Raw genomic sequence first — 16,339 nt, 5'->3', positions numbered from 1 at the left:
GATGGCTAATGCTGTTGATAACGGCGTCCAGATCAATCAGAAAAGTATCAGTATTGTATCGGGCCTGTCGTTATTGTATTTGATTTTATCGTGTTTGCTGCTTGGCTTCAAGTCAGATCAGTTGGTGCTGATCGGTATCTTTAATGTGCTTTTCTACGCATCGGTTATCACGCGCAAGTTTATTTTAGGCTTTTCCATCTTCATCGTGTACTGGATAATCTTCGATTACATGAAGGCTTTCCCCAACTACAACTACAACCCTGTAGCCATAGGCCACCTTTACAACGCCGAAAAAAGCCTTTTCGGCATCCGTTACAATAACACTATCCTCACGCCAAACGAATACCTATTGCTTAAAAGCAATACCTTCACCGATATTATTGCCGGTGTATTTTACCTGTGCTGGATACCCGTGCCGCTGGGCTTTGCGGCGTACCTTTTCTTCCGCAACAAGCAGCAGTTTTTATATTTCTCTTTAACCTTCGTGGTGGTAAACCTGCTGGGCTTTGTGGTGTATTACACCTACCCCGCCGCGCCGCCATGGTATATACAGGTACACGGCTTCAACTTCCACCCGCTTACGCAGGGCAATACCGCAGGGCTGGCCCGGTTCGATAAGTATTTCAACGTAACTGTATTCAAGTCTATTTATGCTAAGGGTTCAAACGTGTTTGCGGCCATGCCATCGTTGCACTCCTCCTACCCGGTTATCGTATTGTATTACGGCATCAAGAACCGCCTGGGCGCCATCAATATATTCTTTGCAACGGTAACGGTAGGGATATGGTTTACGGCAGTTTATGCCAGCCATCATTACGTGCTTGATGTTTTGGCCGGTATTACCTGTGCCAGCCTGGGGATACTGCTCTTCAACCTTATCCTTTCGCACTCGGCCTGGCTTAAGAGGTCGCTCCTCAACTACGAAAAACTGATACAATAAACGCTGCGGACTTTATTGTATCGTATTAGCTACTTCTATTTCATATTATTTATATATAGCCTGGCTTTAATTAATATATTTTGTCCATTTTTGAGTTATATATCAGGCACTTATAATCTACCGAATAAAAAAGGCCTGGTATCTGCACTTTAGTTACCTGCAATGCCCATTTGGGGCATGCTATTTGGGTAGCATTCAGCAAAAAATCTATCAGCCAGCGGATGAAGAAAATCGTTTTCCTTATTTTATTGATATCAGCCGCAATTAAGGTGCAAGCCGCGCAGCAGCAGGTGAGCCCCGATACCTTGAAGCAGGAATTGCAGGTTACTGCCGATTCGTGCAAAGCGCCTATTTACACCCTGTTAGCCAATGTTTACCTTAAGTACGATACCATTGCCAACCGTCGCAAACGTACCCTGTACCAAACAGAAGCACTCAATTATACCATGCAGGCCCTGCATTATTACAGTCGCTATAACGATTCTTTGGGCTTGCGGGTGAGTTTCGATAACCTGGCAAAAGTGTATTTTTCACAGCGCAAGTTCAGCCAGGCCAAATGGTTCATCCTGCAATCTAACAGCATATCGCGTATCAAAAATGATACGCTTAACGTTATTACCTCGCTGGTAAAGCTTTCGATGGTAAAAATGGAGATTAAGGATTTCTCCCTCGCCATGCGCGATCTTAACGAAGCCCTCTCCCTATCCATAGCCGGCCACATGCCACGATGGGAAGCAACCGTGCAAAAAAACTACGGCTTTTTATATAACCGAATGGATAACCCGGCCAAAGGAGCCGTCGCTTTTAAACGCGCCGATGTTATACTGGATAGCCTTAAGCGCGACGAAGCGGCAAAGATGCTGGCCATCCAACGCTTTGCACGAGACACCATCGGCACCCGAACGATAGACTCGGCAATAAAAAAAAAAGCAGTGATAACGGTAGCCAGGAAGCCGGCGAAAGCCAAAAAGGCATCTCCAAAAAAAGCGGTGGCATCTTTATAGCCGTTGCGCTTGTAGCCGCACTATTGATATTTTGGATCCGCAGCCGGCGGCGTAAAAAATAAGCTCCCCTATTTTGCGTTAGGTTAAACCACAGACCCTTAAGCGCGTCTGTACCTGTTAATGAGAAAGCATTTTTTTAGCGCATTGTTAGTTTTGGGCGTACTGCTGGTATGCGGCTTTACCTATACCGGATTTAAGAACCGCGACGCAAATTTTAAGCGGGAATTTTTAAGGCTGATTAATAAAACGCGCACCAAAGGCTGCAATTGCGGCGGCAAGTGGTACCCGGCAGCCGCTCCGTTAATCTGGAACGATAATTTGGAGAAAGCCGCGCAAGGCCATGCCGACGATATGGCAAACCGCGAATACTTTGATCATACCAGCAAAGATGGCCGCAGCATGAGCGACCGCATTGTTTTTGCAGGCTACTTTTTCAAAGGTTACAAAAATTTTATGGTGGGCGAAAACATTGCCATGGGCCAAAGCACCATTGCCGAAGTGATGGCGGGCTGGTTCAAAAGCGAGGGGCATTGCCAAAACCTGATGGAGCCGCGTTTCAAAGAAATAGGCATTGCCGAAACCGAGCATTATTGGGTGCAGGATTTTGGCGGCCGCGTACCCTTCTCGCCCCAGGAACAAAAGATGATCAAATCGGGCAAGTATCGTTTAATACCTAAAGACGGGGATAAGCATTAGTGATAAATATCGAATAATGAATTCCGAACTCCCAATATCGAAGGACTTCCCTTTCATCATTAGATGTTGGGCATTCGGTGTTCGATATTTTTGATTAAGGTTTGTCTTCGCCCTGTTTTCCTTCGGTAGGTTTCGCGTTAGCCGCAGCTTCTTTATTCTTCTCGCGGTTATCGGGCCTTGGGCCGCGTTTGTAAATTACCAGGCCATTCAAAAAATTGCGCAGTAACTGATCCTTGCAAGGCTGGAAGTTTGGATGATCCTCGGCACGGAAGATAGCGCTCAGCTCGGTTTTGGTGGTACGAAAATTAGCGAGCTTCAATATCTCAATAATATCATCGTCGCGCAGCGAAAGGGCCACGCGGAGTTTCTTCATTACATCGTTATTGCTCATATCCTTTTCTTTTTAAATTTTTTTAAATACTACCACGCCATTATGCCCACCGAAACCAAAGGTATTGCTTAAAGCGGCATCTACGCGTTTTTCAATGGCTTCGTTTATCACGATATTCAGCCCCTGCGGTATCTCCGGGTCGATGGTTTGGGTGTTGATGGTTGGCGGCACTATGCCTTCTATAATCGCTTTTATGCTGATGATGGCCTCTACCGCGCCTGCTGCACCCAACAAGTGCCCGGTTACAGATTTGGTTGCGCTTACGTGCAATCCGTTGTGCCCGTCAAATACGGCTTTGATAGCTTTTGCTTCGCTGATATCGCCTACCGGCGTAGATGTAGCGTGCGCGTTTACGAAGCCGATGTCGCTTGTATTGAGTCCGGCATCTTCCAGCGCTAATTGCATAGCCTTTATCGCGCCTTTACCTTCGGGATGCGTGGCGGTGATGTGGTAGGCATCCGAGGTCATGGCTGCGCCCCCCACTTCGGCATAGATATGCGCACCGCGGGCTTTAGCGTGTTCATATTCTTCCAAAATCAAAACGCCTGCACCTTCGCCCATTACGAAACCATCGCGCTCTACATCGAAGGGGCGTGATGCCTTGGTTGGCTCTGCATTGCGGGTAGATAAGGCTTTTAAGGAATTATACCCACCGATAGATGCCTCGCTGATAGGCGCATCAGAACCACCGGTAACGATAACCTTGGCCTTACCGAATTTGATATAATTAAAGGCATCCATTATAGCTGTATTGGCGCTTGCGCAGGCCGAAGCCGTAGAAAAGTTGACGCCCATAAAACCATGCTTAATGGATATTAGCCCTGCGGCCATATTCACCAGCGTTTTTGGGATAAAGAAAGGGTTGAAATGTGGCTCGAAGTTTTTGGCAGCAAACTCTTTATACTGATGCTCGAAGGTATCCATACCGCCCTGCGCCGTACCGAATATCACGCCGATATCGAATGGCGATAGTGCATTTACATCGATTCCTGCATCGGCGATCGCCTGGTCGGCAGCGATGAGGGCATATTGCGTGTACAGGTCGCTGCGTTTTATTTCGTTCCTATCGAGGTATTGGGCGGGATTAAAATCGGCTATCTGGGTAGCAAAGCGCGTTTTGAACTTTTCCGGGTTAAACCGGGTAATCTCTTTGGCGGGGCTATTACCCTCAACAATATTATTCCAGAACCCGGCAATATCCGTACCTGTAGCAGAAAAAACCCCAAGGCCGGTAACAACAACTCTTTTCATCAATTAAAATAACCGTTTAAATTTTAGTAGCGCAAAAGTACTACAGTAATATTTATTATTTTGTAATTTTTTCACCAACCCATTATTGCCATGGCCGCCGCAAATCCCGGCTGTAACGGTGCATCTATTACAACTTCCGCGCCAGTTATGGGGTGTACAAAGCTCAGCTGAGCCGCATGCAGCAGCATGGTCTCCATTTCCCATTTATCTTTGAACAGCTTGTTTTGCTTGTTGCATCCATGCGTGCGGTCGCCTATAATGGGGTGGAAAATGTGCGCAAAATGCTTGCGCAATTGGTGCATGCGGCCGGTCTGTGGCGTTGCCTCAACCAACGAATATCTTGAGGTGGGGTGCTTGCCCAACGGCACACCCAATTCGGCGCGTTTTAACGTACTAAAACGGGTGAGCGCATCCTGCAGCGTGCCGTTCTCCTTGCGCAGTGGGTAATCAATCTCCAACTCATCCGGCGTGTAGCCACGCACTATGGCTAAATATTTTTTGCTTACGCGATTTTCCATAAAGGCTTGCTGCATGGCAATTTCTGTTGGCTTATCAAAGGCAAACAGCAATACGCCGCCCGTTTTGCGGTCTATACGGTGCGCCGGGTTTACCTTTTTGCCGGTTTGGTCGCGCAGTAGTTGCAAGGCAAATTCTTCGGCATCGGCGGCTATAGATGAGCGGTGCACCAACAGGCCATGCGGCTTGTTGATGGCTATGAGGTAATCGTCCTGGTAAAGTATATCAAGCATCGGGTTATAGGACAAACTGAAACTGCCCGGTAATTTGGTTAATCGCTAACTGCTGGGCTATAGGCGCGCCCTCGGGATAGATGGTATATACTTCGCTTTCGTTATAACGTGAAGCAACGCTTACGTTGGTATTGCCGGCATGCTGCAGAAAGAGTTGCAGGGCCAGTTCGGGGTCGTTATTATCTTTGGAGAGGTGGGCCAGCAGCAAATGGCTCATATAATGCGGCTTATGGTCTATAAAAAGCTGCAGGGCCTGCCGGTTGGATAAATGCCCCTTGCCCCCACGGATGCGCTTTTTAAGATGGTATGGATAACGGCCGGCCTCCAGCATGGCCTCATCGTAATTGGCCTCTAAAAATGCGGCGTGGCACTGGTTAAAGTGTTTGATCAAATGCTCGCAGGGCGCACCGATATCGGTAAATATGCCTATACGGATATCGCCATCGGTAACCAGGAAACTATGCGGGTCGATAGCATCGTGATGCTTGGGGAATGCGCTCACCTGCAGGCTGCCGATAGCAACCGGCGTATAACCCTTTAACGCGATGCAAAGCTCGGCGGGTACATCGCCACAATAACCCGACGTGCTATGAGTAACATAAACGGGTATGCGGTATTTGCGCGACAGCACGCCCAGGCCGCGTATATGGTCTGAATGTTCGTGCGAGATGAAGATGGCCCTTACTTTTTGCATGGAAAGCCCAAGCCTCGCCATACGCCGCTCGGTTTCGCGGCAGGATATGCCTGCATCTATCAGCACGGCTTCGCGCTCGTTGCCCACGTAATAGCAATTGCCGTTACTCCCCGAATTCAATGATGCTATAAAAACCGGCATAGCTTACAAAATAAAACATTTTGGCGGGGATTAGAAAGCTTTGGAGTAGTGTATTTATTAACTTTTAGTATAAACCTTTAGCAAAAAAGGGTAATTTGGTATCCCAATTATAATTGAAGCCGGGCGACCCTGTTACTGCATATGATGATAAAAAAGTTTATTAAAAGCTTTTCACTTTCTGCATGCTGCGCGATGGCATCTTTTGCGCATGCCCCGGAATCGGCATACCCGGCCCCTCATTCCCGCATCGCAGTCGCTACGGCAAGGACAATAGACTTACCCATAATTAGTTATGCATCGCCAAAAATATATACCATAAATGCGCCTATAACGCCGCTTGTACCCGAGCAAAAGGGTGGCGCGGTGGAGCCTAACGGCTATAGCATAGATAAGCCGCTGCCTGCCGGGCTTATGCTTAACCCCAATACCGGCGTTATCAGCGGTACGCCCACCGCGCTATCGCCTGCCACGGTTTATACCATTACAGCAAGGAACGCAGCCGGCCCAAGCCAGGCAACGCTCAATATCAAAATAAGCGACGAGGTTTTATTTATAGCCGCCCCGCCCGTCATCAGTTACGCTACACCGCAAACGCTCTACCTGAAAACGCCCGCAGCACCCATCCTGCCCGAAAATAAGGGTGGCGATGTGCTGCGCTATTCTAACGGTTTGCTGCTGAATTTTGCCGGCACAGGGCACCCCGGCCGTAACAACGGCCAAAAAGACGCAACTGAGTTTGATACACCAATCAAGGTGGCCATAGATGCCTCAGGCAATTTCTTCGTTACCGATTTCAATAACTATGCCCTGCGTAAGATGATGCCCGACGGCCATTTCATTACCACTACCGGATTTGCCGGGCCGGGCTACGCCAATGGTGCGTATGGCACCTCGCAATTGCAGGGGCCCAGAGGCGTGGTTACCGACAAAGCCGGGAATGCCTATGTGGCCGATACCTATTCTATCCGCAAAGTAACGTCTGCGGGTATTACCTCCACCCTCGCCGGCAGTTCTGTACCCGGCAACGTAGACGGTAACGGAACTACAGCGCGTTTCGATGGTGTATTTAGCCTCACTATGGATAGCCAGGACAATATTTACGCTGTAGACCAGGGGAACAGGCTTATCAGAAAAGTAACGCTTGCGGGTGCCGTTACCACCATTGCAGGCAACAGCAATCGCGCAGCTGCCGACGGACAGGGTACGCTCGCATCTTTCGTTAACCCACAGGATATCGTATTCACCAACGGCAATTTCCTGATAGCCGATTACCTTACCTTACGAAAAATGACACCCGGCGGGTTGGTGAGCACCGTTGCGGGCAATGGGCAACGTACAGTGGCAAACGGACCTGCTTTATCGGGCAGCTTTGGCAGTGCAAGCGCGGTAGGCGTAAATGCCGCAGGCGATATTTATATACTAGACCTGGGCAACAACGCCGCCAACGAAGGGAACGCTATTTTGCGGCGGATAGATAAAGATAACAACCTTTTTACAGTTAGCCTGATGGATGCCACCGGCACCAAAACCTATATGGAGGTGCCTTACAGCCTTACTTTCGATAAGGAGGGCCTCATTTACGTAGCCAGCGGCAGCAACTATATCCAAACCATATCCTTCGACAGATATACGATAGACAGGGCGTTACCTGTAGGTTTAACCTTCGACACCGGTACGGGGCAAATCAGCGGTACGCCAACCGCACTTTCGCCCGAAACACCTTACACCATTACCGCTTATAACAGCGGCGGCAAAAGCACTACGATATTGAAACTAAAAGTGGTGCCCAACGAGAACAAGATACCGAACATTATCACGTTCCCTGATTTTGCATCACCCGCTGTTTGGGATGAACATGACCATAATTTAGACCCGCAGGTTACCAGTCAGCAAACGGAAACACCGTTAGTACTCACCAGCAGCAACCCGGCTGTAGCCACCATCAATGCCGATAATACGCTGCATATCTTAAGCGCGGGCGAAACCATCGTCACGGCCAGCCAGGCGGGTAACGATAGCTATTTGCCGGCCGCGTCTGTTCAGCATACGCTCCGCATCACCAAAATCGGGCCCACGATGCAGTTCCCATCTATAGCAGAAAAAACCTTGTGCGATGCTGATTTTTCGGTTGCAGGCACCAGCACCAATACCGCAACGCCAATTATATATACCAGCACCAAGCCGGAAGTGGCCTCTGTAGACCAGTCGGGCGTGGTGCATATTGTGGGGCCGGGCAGTACTTACATCAGGGCGGTTCAAAGCGGCACGCCCTTATATTACGATTCGCAGACGGTATCCAGAGTATTAACCGTGAATGCTTACGATACGCAAATACCCGCGCCAACGGTAAGCATAACTACGCCCACCACGAAAATATACGAACACGCTATCGTACAATTCACCGCCAGCACAAGCGGCACCCCTCTAAGCTATCAGTGGCATGTAAATGGCATTGACGTTGGCACGAACTCGCTCACATTCAGCACAGCGGATTTGCATAACCAGGATAACGTTAACTGCACCGTCACATTTACCCAACGTTGCGTATCGCCGGTAACCAGCAACACCATTACCATGCAGGTTTCGATGGCGCCGCTGAGCATAGTACCACCTAACACCTTCACCCCAAATGGCGATGGCATAAACGACACCTGGAAGATACCTGCACTGGCATCGTACCCCAACTGCACCGTGCGCGTCTTTAACCGTAATGGTACAGAAATTATCCTTTCCCGAGGGTATAGCAAAGTATGGGATGGCACCTTCGGGGGTAAGCTTTTGCCTGCCGGCGTATATTATTATGTGATTGACCCCGGCGACGGGCAGATTGCGTTGAGCGGAAATGTGACGATACTGAGGTAAGCGCCCAGAGACCTTCGCCACGTCAGACAAGCTAGAATTTCCTGGAAAACCATAGCGAAAAAGAGCTCAAAAATTGGAAAAAGCTGGAAATTATTTGCGACCCGAAAACGCGGCTTTTAGCCAAAAACGGCCACTGCGCGCCAAAAAAGGCCTTTTTAGGATTTTCAGTAAAAACACAGAAAAGCTAAGAAAAACGCCGAAAAACGCAGATTTTTAATGGTATCATGGGAAGTTTAAGCCCGCTGCGGGAACAAAAAACCGGCACCTAAACGTCGCTCGAGTCAACCCAATTTCATCGGATTTGTCCGGAATTTCTATAAAACAAAACTGGAAATACCACAAACAAAAAACAGCCGACTAATTCCTTAGCCGGCTGTTGGTTTTATATATATTCGGTCGGGGGGCCGAATGCCTTTTTCTTTTACTTGCTGCCTGTAGCTACCTGCATTGGGTTTACGCCGGTAGATTGGCCACGTACAGGGCCGTTAGCGCCCATCTTTTGTTTAAACACCTGGAATTTAGTCGGCTCGCCGCTTTTGCCCCAGAAATTGTTGGTTTCGTCGATATCGGCAGTTTCGCGCATAGGGTCTAACTTGATAGATGCTACTTCCTTATCCAGCACGTAGAATTTACTGCAGTTCTTCTCGTTCAAACGCCAGATTTGTACAGGGATACGGTCGGTAAACGTTGTACCATCTGTAAACTTAAACTCTACGATGATAGGCATCACCAAGCCACCTTTATTGCTAAAATTTAGCTGGTAAGCATATTTAGAGCCATACTTCGCTTTGTCATCCGTGGTTGGGATGTCGGTTTCGAACACCGGCGGGGTTTGTGCTTTTATCAGGTTAGAAAATTTAAGCGTATCCACACCAGCCAGGCCACGTGCATATTTCCAGTAGAAATCGTGCGTAGCGGTATCCCTATCTGTTTGGAAAACGATGCTTTTATCGGTACGGTTGCGTATCTTGGAGATGTCCTCGAAACTGTTTACCGCAGGGCCTGCAACTTTCGCAGTTGTCGATGGGCCACGTGGCATGGTGTAAGTGTCTTTCAAATCGGCTTTGCCAACTTTTACCGAATCTAAAGAGATGTCCACAGGGTCGGTTCCGTAGAACCAACCTCTCCAGAACCAATCCAGGTCCTCGCCACTGGCATCTTCCATGGTGCGGAACAAATCGGCAGGGGTTGGGTGTTTGAATGCCCAGCGTTTCGCGTATTCTTTAAAGGCATAATCGAACAGCTTGCGGCCCATGATGGTTTCGCGCAGGATGTTGAGGCCAGTAGCCGGTTTGGTATAAGCATTCGGCCCGAAGCGCACGATGTTCTCGGAGTTGCTCATGATAGGCTCCAATTCATTCTTAGGCAGTTTCATGTAATCAACGATGGTGTATGCCGCACCTTTTTTGCTCGGGAATTTATTGTCCCAAAGTTCTTCGGTAAGGTACTCCACGAAAGAGTTGAGGCCCTCGTCCATCCAGCTCCACTGGCGCTCGTCGCTGTTTACAATCATCGGGAAGAAGTTGTGCCCAACCTCGTGGATGATAACGCCAATCATGCCGTTTTTGGTGCTTTCGCTATAGGTGCCGTCCTTTTCGGTACGGCCGTAGTTGAAGCAGATCATCGGGTACTCCATACCGTTTGATGCTTCTACGCTTTGTGCAACCGGGTAAGGGTAGTTGATGCTGAAGCTAGAGTAGCTTTTGATGGTATGCGCCACCAACCTTGTAGAGTATTTGCTGTATAGGTTGTAGGCCTCTTTGCCGTAGAAGCTCATGCACATCACCGGTTTGCCGGCAACATTTTGGCCCATGGCATCCCATATGAATTTACGTGAAGACCCCCATGCAAAATCGCGCACGTTGTTGGCCTGGAACACCCAGGTTTTCTTGGCGGCAGATGGTGCGCCTTCGGCTTTCTTAGCATCGGCAAGGGTTACTATCTCTACTGGTTTGGTTGATGTTTTTGCTTTATTGTAAAGGGCAAGCTTAGCCGGGCTTAAAACAGCCGCGTAGTTTAAGCACTCGCCGGTTGCACCTATCACGTGATCCGCAGGTACGGTCATCTGCACGTGAAAGTTACCGAAGGTAAGCGCAAACTCGCCACGGCCGGTGAACTGATGGTTTTGCCATCCCTGGAAATCGCTGTACACGCAAAGGCGTGGGTACCACTGTGTCATGGTGAACAGGTAATTGCCATCGCCGGGGAAAAATTCATAACCGCCACGGCCACCAACGGTCATACGGTCGGTTATCTTGTAGTTCCAGTCGATGTTGAATATAAACTGCTGACCCGATTTCAACGGAACAGGCAGCTCTATACGCATCATGGTTTTGTTGATGGTGTAGGCCAGTTTTTTGCCCGTACCATCGGTTAGTTTGGTAATGATATCACCCAGGCCGTTATCCGCATCGCCGTTGCGCACGATGGTGCGGTCGAGTCCCTGCAGCGTGGTTTGCTTAGGCATAGTAGAACTGGCCTGATAGCCGGCGTTGTTAACCGAGCTGTGCTCGTTCTCGTCCAGTTGCAGCCAAATGTAGGTAAGCACATCGGGCGAGTTGTTGAAATAAGTAACCGTTTCGCTGCCCTTGAGCGTCAGGTTCTTCTCGTCAAGTTCGCATTTGATATTGTAATCGGCACGCTGCTGCCAATATTTTACGCCCGGCGCGCCGCTGGCCGTGCGTTGTTCGTTCGGCGTGTTGAGAATAGTACCCAACTGCTCGAATTTGTTGCCGTGATTACTGCCCGGGTTGTTCTGGATATCCTGTGCAAAGGATGCTCCAACGGTGCCAATCACGAATAAAATCCCTGTAAAGATCCGCTTCATATATCTGTTTAAGTTAAAAAAAGTTTTCAATGCAAAAATGGGAGCCTTTCCACCGCCATTTTTATAGCCAGTGCAAACACACCCGAAGATATAAAAAATACCCAGTCGCGCCGCCGCACCCGCAATAAATTCATGAACAGCCAGCCCAGCACAAGGATGATGGCTACCACTACGATCTGCCCGGCTTCCAGCCCGATATTGAACCCGAAAAGCCCCATGCCTACGCCCTGATCCTGCGCCAGCATGATGCGGATGCTGTTGGCGAAGCCCATGCCATGTATCAACCCGAAACCCAGCGCCAGGTAGTAATTTACCTTTGCGCTCCCCTCCTTTTTATCAACCCGCAGGATATTGTTGAGGGCGGTTATAAAAATGGTGCAGGGTATCAAAAATTCAACCCATTTGTTGCTGAAGCGTATCACATCAAGCACACTGAGGGCTAATGTTAAGCTATGGCCAATGGTAAAGGCGGTAACCAGTATCAACACTTGCCTGATGTTTTTGAACGTGTACACCGCCGCCAGCGCTAAAATAAACAGCTGATGATCCAACGCATCCGGGCTAATGATATGCTTCCATCCTAACCCGAAATAAAAAACAAAATCAGACATGCAATAAACAGGCGTTGAAACCGTAAATTTAGCAGGTTTTAATTATAAATAAAACCAGGGACTGTTATGACTGCTTTATTGGCCAAACCGCTATTATATTGTTACATTTTACTGGGTACTTTTTGGGTTGATAAGCCCACTACCGCAGCTTTCCACCCGCTGCACGTAAGCACATCAGATATCAGCTACAACGCCAAAGACAGCCAGATGGAGGTTATCCTAACCATTTTTACCGACGATTTCGAACTTGCGCTTACAAAGCAATTCAACACCCGTACCGATTTGACCAAACCCGATATGCACGCCGCTATGGACGACCTGGTAAAGAAATATGCCGCCGCCCACCTACAGGTTCGCACCGGCGGAGCCGCCCTGCCTTTGAGTTACCTCGGCTACGAGATCAATAAAGAAGCGGTGAATGTTTACCTGGAATCGGGCAAGATTGCCACACCCAAAAAAATTGATGCCGACGTAAGCCTGCTACAGAACCTTTACGACGACCAGCTGAACATTGTACACATGACAGTAGGCGGCATACGCAAGAGCGCCAAGTTGGATAGCCCGGCGCGGAAAGTAAGTCAGGACTTTTAATAATACATAGTTAAGCCCTAAATGACATACGATTTCTTTGCGGACGAATCGGATAAAGTTGCCATTTTAACTTATATTCTTGAGGAAACCGATTTACAAATCTTCGATTTATATTCCCGCTTGGGAGAAACTGTAAAAAATTACAAATCGCTAAGTGATATCACTTCTTGTTTCGACTTAAAAAATGAAGAGCCGTCTGCGATTCACTTTCAATTATGGTCGCCGCGGTTTAATGGGGAGCCGAATTTTAGAAAAATAGAACTGAACCCGAAATATTGTAAAGGACATACTTTTAGATTTTCGACAGAAGGATGGGGGCTTATGCAGCTCTATTTAGGAGGGGTAAGTGGCAAAACCCTTAAGCATTCACACATAGGGCATTGGAATCAAAAGGGAGCTTTAAAGTCGGAAAGCACCAACCCCATCAAGGGAAATGTAGAATCGTGGGATTGGACGGCAGTTCAAAGAACGTCTAACCAACTAAAATATCTATTAGACAAAAAACTTTCGGTAAAAAGATTAGGGACTTACGGCGTTTTACGCGGAGCTGCCTATTTAGAAGAACAAGCTTTCTCATTGGTGTAATAAGACATTCTATAATCTTGCTTCAGATTAAGTGTCCAAACTCTATCGCAATCATCCTGAAAATTCTCAAATCCTGAAAACGCTGATTCAGGCAACAATAAACAACGAACGCCGCTCCTTCTGCTCCAGGTTGCTGCTGCGGTGGCTATTGCCCTTGGTATCCTTGTAAATACAGCATGCATCCGCATAAATTATATCACAAATTTGTTATACAGCATTACAACGATTAGTTCTACATTTATTTAAAATAAACCTGGTTGCAGTTGCTTCAGAATTATAAGCCATTACCCGATAGTCGTTTTTTACCCAATAAAGCAAATAAACGAATTGGCCTGTTCTCAGTCCTTACGGGAATAACTGTGCTTATAGGGTGGTTTTTCGGCATAGAAAATCTGAAAAGCGTAATCCCCGGCCTTGTTACCATGAAGGCGAATACCGCCATATGCTTTGTTTTGCTGGGGGCGGCACTAGCTTTACGAAGCACGCAGCAAAGTAAAAGGGCTGATATTACCTACCGCATGCTGCTGATAATGGTAAGCCTTATTGGCGGTATTACGTTATTGCAAAATCTTTTACATTTCGATGCCCATATTGACCAGCTATTGGTTAACGATCATCAGTCGGCAATTGCCGGCTTGCCACCCTCCGGCCGCATGGCTAATAACACCGCTGCGAGTTTTCTGTTGCTGGGTTCGGGTTTGCTGGGAGTAAGTACCCGTCCGGGCAAATTCCATGTCGTTTTCCAATACCTGCTGCATATCGTTACGGCAATCTCAGGCGCTGCCATAATGGGGTATGTTTATGGCGTGTCGTTACTGTACAATCTATCCTATGCAAGCTCCATGGCTATCCATACAGCTATTTTGCTGTTTATGCTATCGCTGGCAGCTGCGCGTTTGAACCCCCACCTTGGTATTGCCAGGCTATTTACAGGGCCGGGTGTAGGCAACCGCATGGCGCGGCGGCATTTTATCACTTTAATGCTGGTGCTTATCTTTTTTGGCTCCCTGCGTATCCAAAGCGAGCGCTTCCATATCCTTCCGCCCGAAATCGGCATATCACTATTGGCCATCAGCCTTTTAGCAACCAGCCTGGTGATGATATGGATAACGGCAAACTGGCTGAACAAAGTAGACGGCGAACGCTCAAAAGCCGAACAGGCAATAAGAGATATAAATGCAGGCCTCGAAATAAAGGTTGAAGAGCGCTCTGCAAGGCTTAAGGATTTAAATACCGAATTGCAAAAAAGCGAAGAAAGGTATCGCTCGCTGTTCGAACATGCTTCGGATGCGATATATGTATTAAGCAATGCGGGCGATTTTATGGATGTGAACGACAGCCTATGTAATATGACGGGCTACAGTCGCGAAGAATTGCTGCAAATGAACATCACTTCGCTACTAAATGCCGAAATATTGCAAAACTATCCATTGGTCTACACAGGCCTGGAACCGGGAAAATCGATCATTGCGGAAAGAAAGATCATTAAGAAGGATGGCCATATAATAGATGTGGAGATAAACCTGAAGAAATTCGTAGACGAAAGGATACTGGTTGTGGCCCGCGACGTTACCCGGCGGAAACTGATGGAAGCAGAATTGCGCACAGCCGAAATAAAGTTCCGCACACTTGCCGAAAAATCGATGGTGGGGATATACATTGTTCAAAACGGAAAAATAGTATATGTAAACCCATGGTTCGCCGAAGTATTTGGTTATGAGTTGGCTGAACTGATCGGCACCGATCCTATTGAAAAGCTTATACACCCCGAGTACCGGCAAAGCCTACTCGAAATGGTCCATTTACGAAGGGAAGAGGGTGTAGACAGTGTGCATTATGAGGCAATGTGTAAAAGAAAAGATGGCAGCGCTAACTGGATAGAATTTTACGGGAGCCGCGCTTTGCTTGAAGGCGAGCCTACCTTCATCGGCTCGATGATAGATATCACCGACCGCAAAAAGGTTGAAGATGAGCTAAAGAGGTCTGAGCAGAAATATAAATTACTTTTTGAAAGCAGCCCTTTACCTTTATGGATTGTTGCTAAAGATGATATGAAGGTGATAACCGCCAACAACGCAGCCGCGAAATTATATGGTTATACGCCCGAAGAGCTGCTGCACATGGATATTAAAAAATTGCGACCGGTTAGGTATTGGGACACGTTGATGGGGAGATATCAGGCAGACCTCCGGGAAGCTACCGACTTTGGCGTTATTGAGCATGTTAAAAAAGACGGAACCGAAATTTTAGTCAACATCATTGCCCAGGACATTACATTCGAGGGGCAATTTGTAAGGCTTTCATCAACAAACGATGTTACAGAAAAAATAAAGGCGGAAGAATCGCTTAAAGCAAGCGAAGCCAACCTACAAACCATTTTAGGTAATACCGATACCGCCTATGCACTGCTAAATGCCGACCTGGATTTAGTAGAATACAACAAGCTGGCACTGGTACTGGCAAAAAGTGAGTTCAATTTTGAACCCGGCAGTAACGCGAAAATATATGATCTGATGCCGGATGACAGGCGTTTACAATTCCTGGAATATACGCGCGATGTTTTTAAGGGTAACGCCATAAGTTACGAGGTTAGTTACCCGCAGGCAAACGATAGCCACTTGTGGTATTTTGTAAGGATGTTCCCGATAGCTGATAAAGACAATAAAATACTCGGCCTGGTATTGGCCATAACCGATATTACCGAACGGAAAGAAGCGGAACAAGACCTACAGAAAGCCTACCAGAGCATACAATCGCATATCGCAAAAATACGTGAGATGACGTGGAAGCAATCGCACCTGATCAGGAGCCCTTTAGCAAATTTGATGGGGCTTTTCCCTATGCTACGTACCAACCCCTCAGATAGCCAGGTGTTAGGATACATCGAAACGGAATTGGAACGGATGGACGAAATACTTTGGGAAATGGCCGAGGGCAACCCTAAGCCCGGCAAAAGCAAACCGACGGAGCCTGAGCTTTAACGGGCGATAGGCTAAA

13 protein-coding genes are annotated in these 16,339 nt (G+C 47.8%); 7 read left to right on the top strand and 6 right to left on the bottom strand.

Annotation, left to right across the window (positions count from 1 at the left end):
- Window position 1 precedes the first annotated feature (1 nt).
- The 3 genes from AC1DXC_RS20050 to AC1DXC_RS20040 all read left to right on the top strand — a co-directional run bounded on the left by AC1DXC_RS20050 (window position 2) and on the right by AC1DXC_RS20040 (window position 2,640).
- Window positions 2-940, top strand: coding sequence for a phosphatase PAP2 family protein (locus tag AC1DXC_RS20050; protein WP_477460962.1), 939 nt, complete (start codon window positions 2-4; stop codon window positions 938-940).
- Between the two features lie 221 nt (window positions 941-1,161).
- Complete coding sequence (locus AC1DXC_RS20045; RefSeq protein ID WP_477460961.1) at window positions 1,162-1,944, top strand: hypothetical protein; 783 nt, start codon at window positions 1,162-1,164, stop codon at window positions 1,942-1,944.
- Between the two features lie 120 nt (window positions 1,945-2,064).
- Window positions 2,065-2,640 (top strand): CAP domain-containing protein, encoded by a 576-nt coding sequence (locus AC1DXC_RS20040; RefSeq protein WP_477460960.1) that lies wholly within the window; start codon window positions 2,065-2,067, stop codon window positions 2,638-2,640.
- Window positions 2,641-2,734: 94 nt separating this feature from the next.
- Here AC1DXC_RS20040 and AC1DXC_RS20035 read toward each other — a convergent pair whose 3' ends face one another.
- From AC1DXC_RS20035 to AC1DXC_RS20020, 4 genes are all read right to left on the bottom strand, one after another.
- Window positions 2,735-3,031 (bottom strand): DUF1456 family protein, encoded by a 297-nt coding sequence (locus tag AC1DXC_RS20035; protein ID WP_477460959.1) that lies wholly within the window; start codon window positions 3,029-3,031, stop codon window positions 2,735-2,737.
- 12 nt (window positions 3,032-3,043) lie between these two features.
- Window positions 3,044-4,282 (bottom strand): beta-ketoacyl-ACP synthase II, encoded by a 1,239-nt coding sequence (fabF, locus tag AC1DXC_RS20030; RefSeq protein ID WP_477460958.1) that lies wholly within the window; start codon window positions 4,280-4,282, stop codon window positions 3,044-3,046.
- A 71-nt stretch (window positions 4,283-4,353) separates the two neighbouring features.
- Entirely contained in the window at window positions 4,354-5,031 is a 678-nt protein-coding gene (locus tag AC1DXC_RS20025) for a pseudouridine synthase (RefSeq protein WP_477460957.1), read from the bottom strand.
- Window positions 5,032-5,035: 4 nt separating this feature from the next.
- Window positions 5,036-5,866, bottom strand: coding sequence for an MBL fold metallo-hydrolase (locus AC1DXC_RS20020; protein WP_477460956.1), 831 nt, complete (start codon window positions 5,864-5,866; stop codon window positions 5,036-5,038).
- 192 nt (window positions 5,867-6,058) lie between these two features.
- On the opposite strand from AC1DXC_RS20020, the gene AC1DXC_RS20015 reads away from it, so the two are divergent.
- Window positions 6,059-8,728, top strand: coding sequence for a T9SS type B sorting domain-containing protein (locus AC1DXC_RS20015; protein ID WP_477460955.1), 2,670 nt, complete (start codon window positions 6,059-6,061; stop codon window positions 8,726-8,728).
- A 421-nt stretch (window positions 8,729-9,149) separates the two neighbouring features.
- On the opposite strand, the gene AC1DXC_RS20010 is transcribed toward AC1DXC_RS20015, so the two are convergent.
- Together AC1DXC_RS20010 and AC1DXC_RS20005 are read right to left on the bottom strand one after the other, a co-directional pair.
- The gene (locus AC1DXC_RS20010) at window positions 9,150-11,555 is read right to left on the bottom strand and encodes a M1 family metallopeptidase (RefSeq protein WP_477460954.1); all 2,406 of its coding nucleotides are present in this window, start codon (window positions 11,553-11,555) and stop codon (window positions 9,150-9,152) included.
- Window positions 11,556-11,581: 26 nt separating this feature from the next.
- Complete coding sequence (locus tag AC1DXC_RS20005) at window positions 11,582-12,166, bottom strand: HupE/UreJ family protein (protein WP_477460953.1); 585 nt, start codon at window positions 12,164-12,166, stop codon at window positions 11,582-11,584.
- A gap of 66 nt (window positions 12,167-12,232) precedes the next feature.
- On the opposite strand from AC1DXC_RS20005, the gene AC1DXC_RS20000 reads away from it, so the two are divergent.
- From AC1DXC_RS20000 to AC1DXC_RS19990, 3 genes are all read left to right on the top strand, one after another.
- Entirely contained in the window at window positions 12,233-12,757 is a 525-nt protein-coding gene (locus AC1DXC_RS20000; RefSeq protein ID WP_477460952.1) for a DUF6702 family protein, read from the top strand.
- 21 nt (window positions 12,758-12,778) lie between these two features.
- Entirely contained in the window at window positions 12,779-13,342 is a 564-nt protein-coding gene (locus tag AC1DXC_RS19995) for a hypothetical protein (protein ID WP_477460951.1), read from the top strand.
- A gap of 359 nt (window positions 13,343-13,701) precedes the next feature.
- On the top strand, window positions 13,702-16,323 hold the full coding sequence (locus AC1DXC_RS19990) for a PAS domain-containing protein (RefSeq protein ID WP_477460950.1): 2,622 nt from the start codon (window positions 13,702-13,704) through the stop codon (window positions 16,321-16,323).
- The last annotated feature ends 16 nt before the right edge of the window (window positions 16,324-16,339 follow it).

It is taken from the genome of Mucilaginibacter sp. P2_D11 (assembly GCF_056404435.1).
The sequence above is the reverse complement of the archived record's forward strand: the minus strand, read 5'-3'. Positions and strand labels throughout refer to the sequence as shown.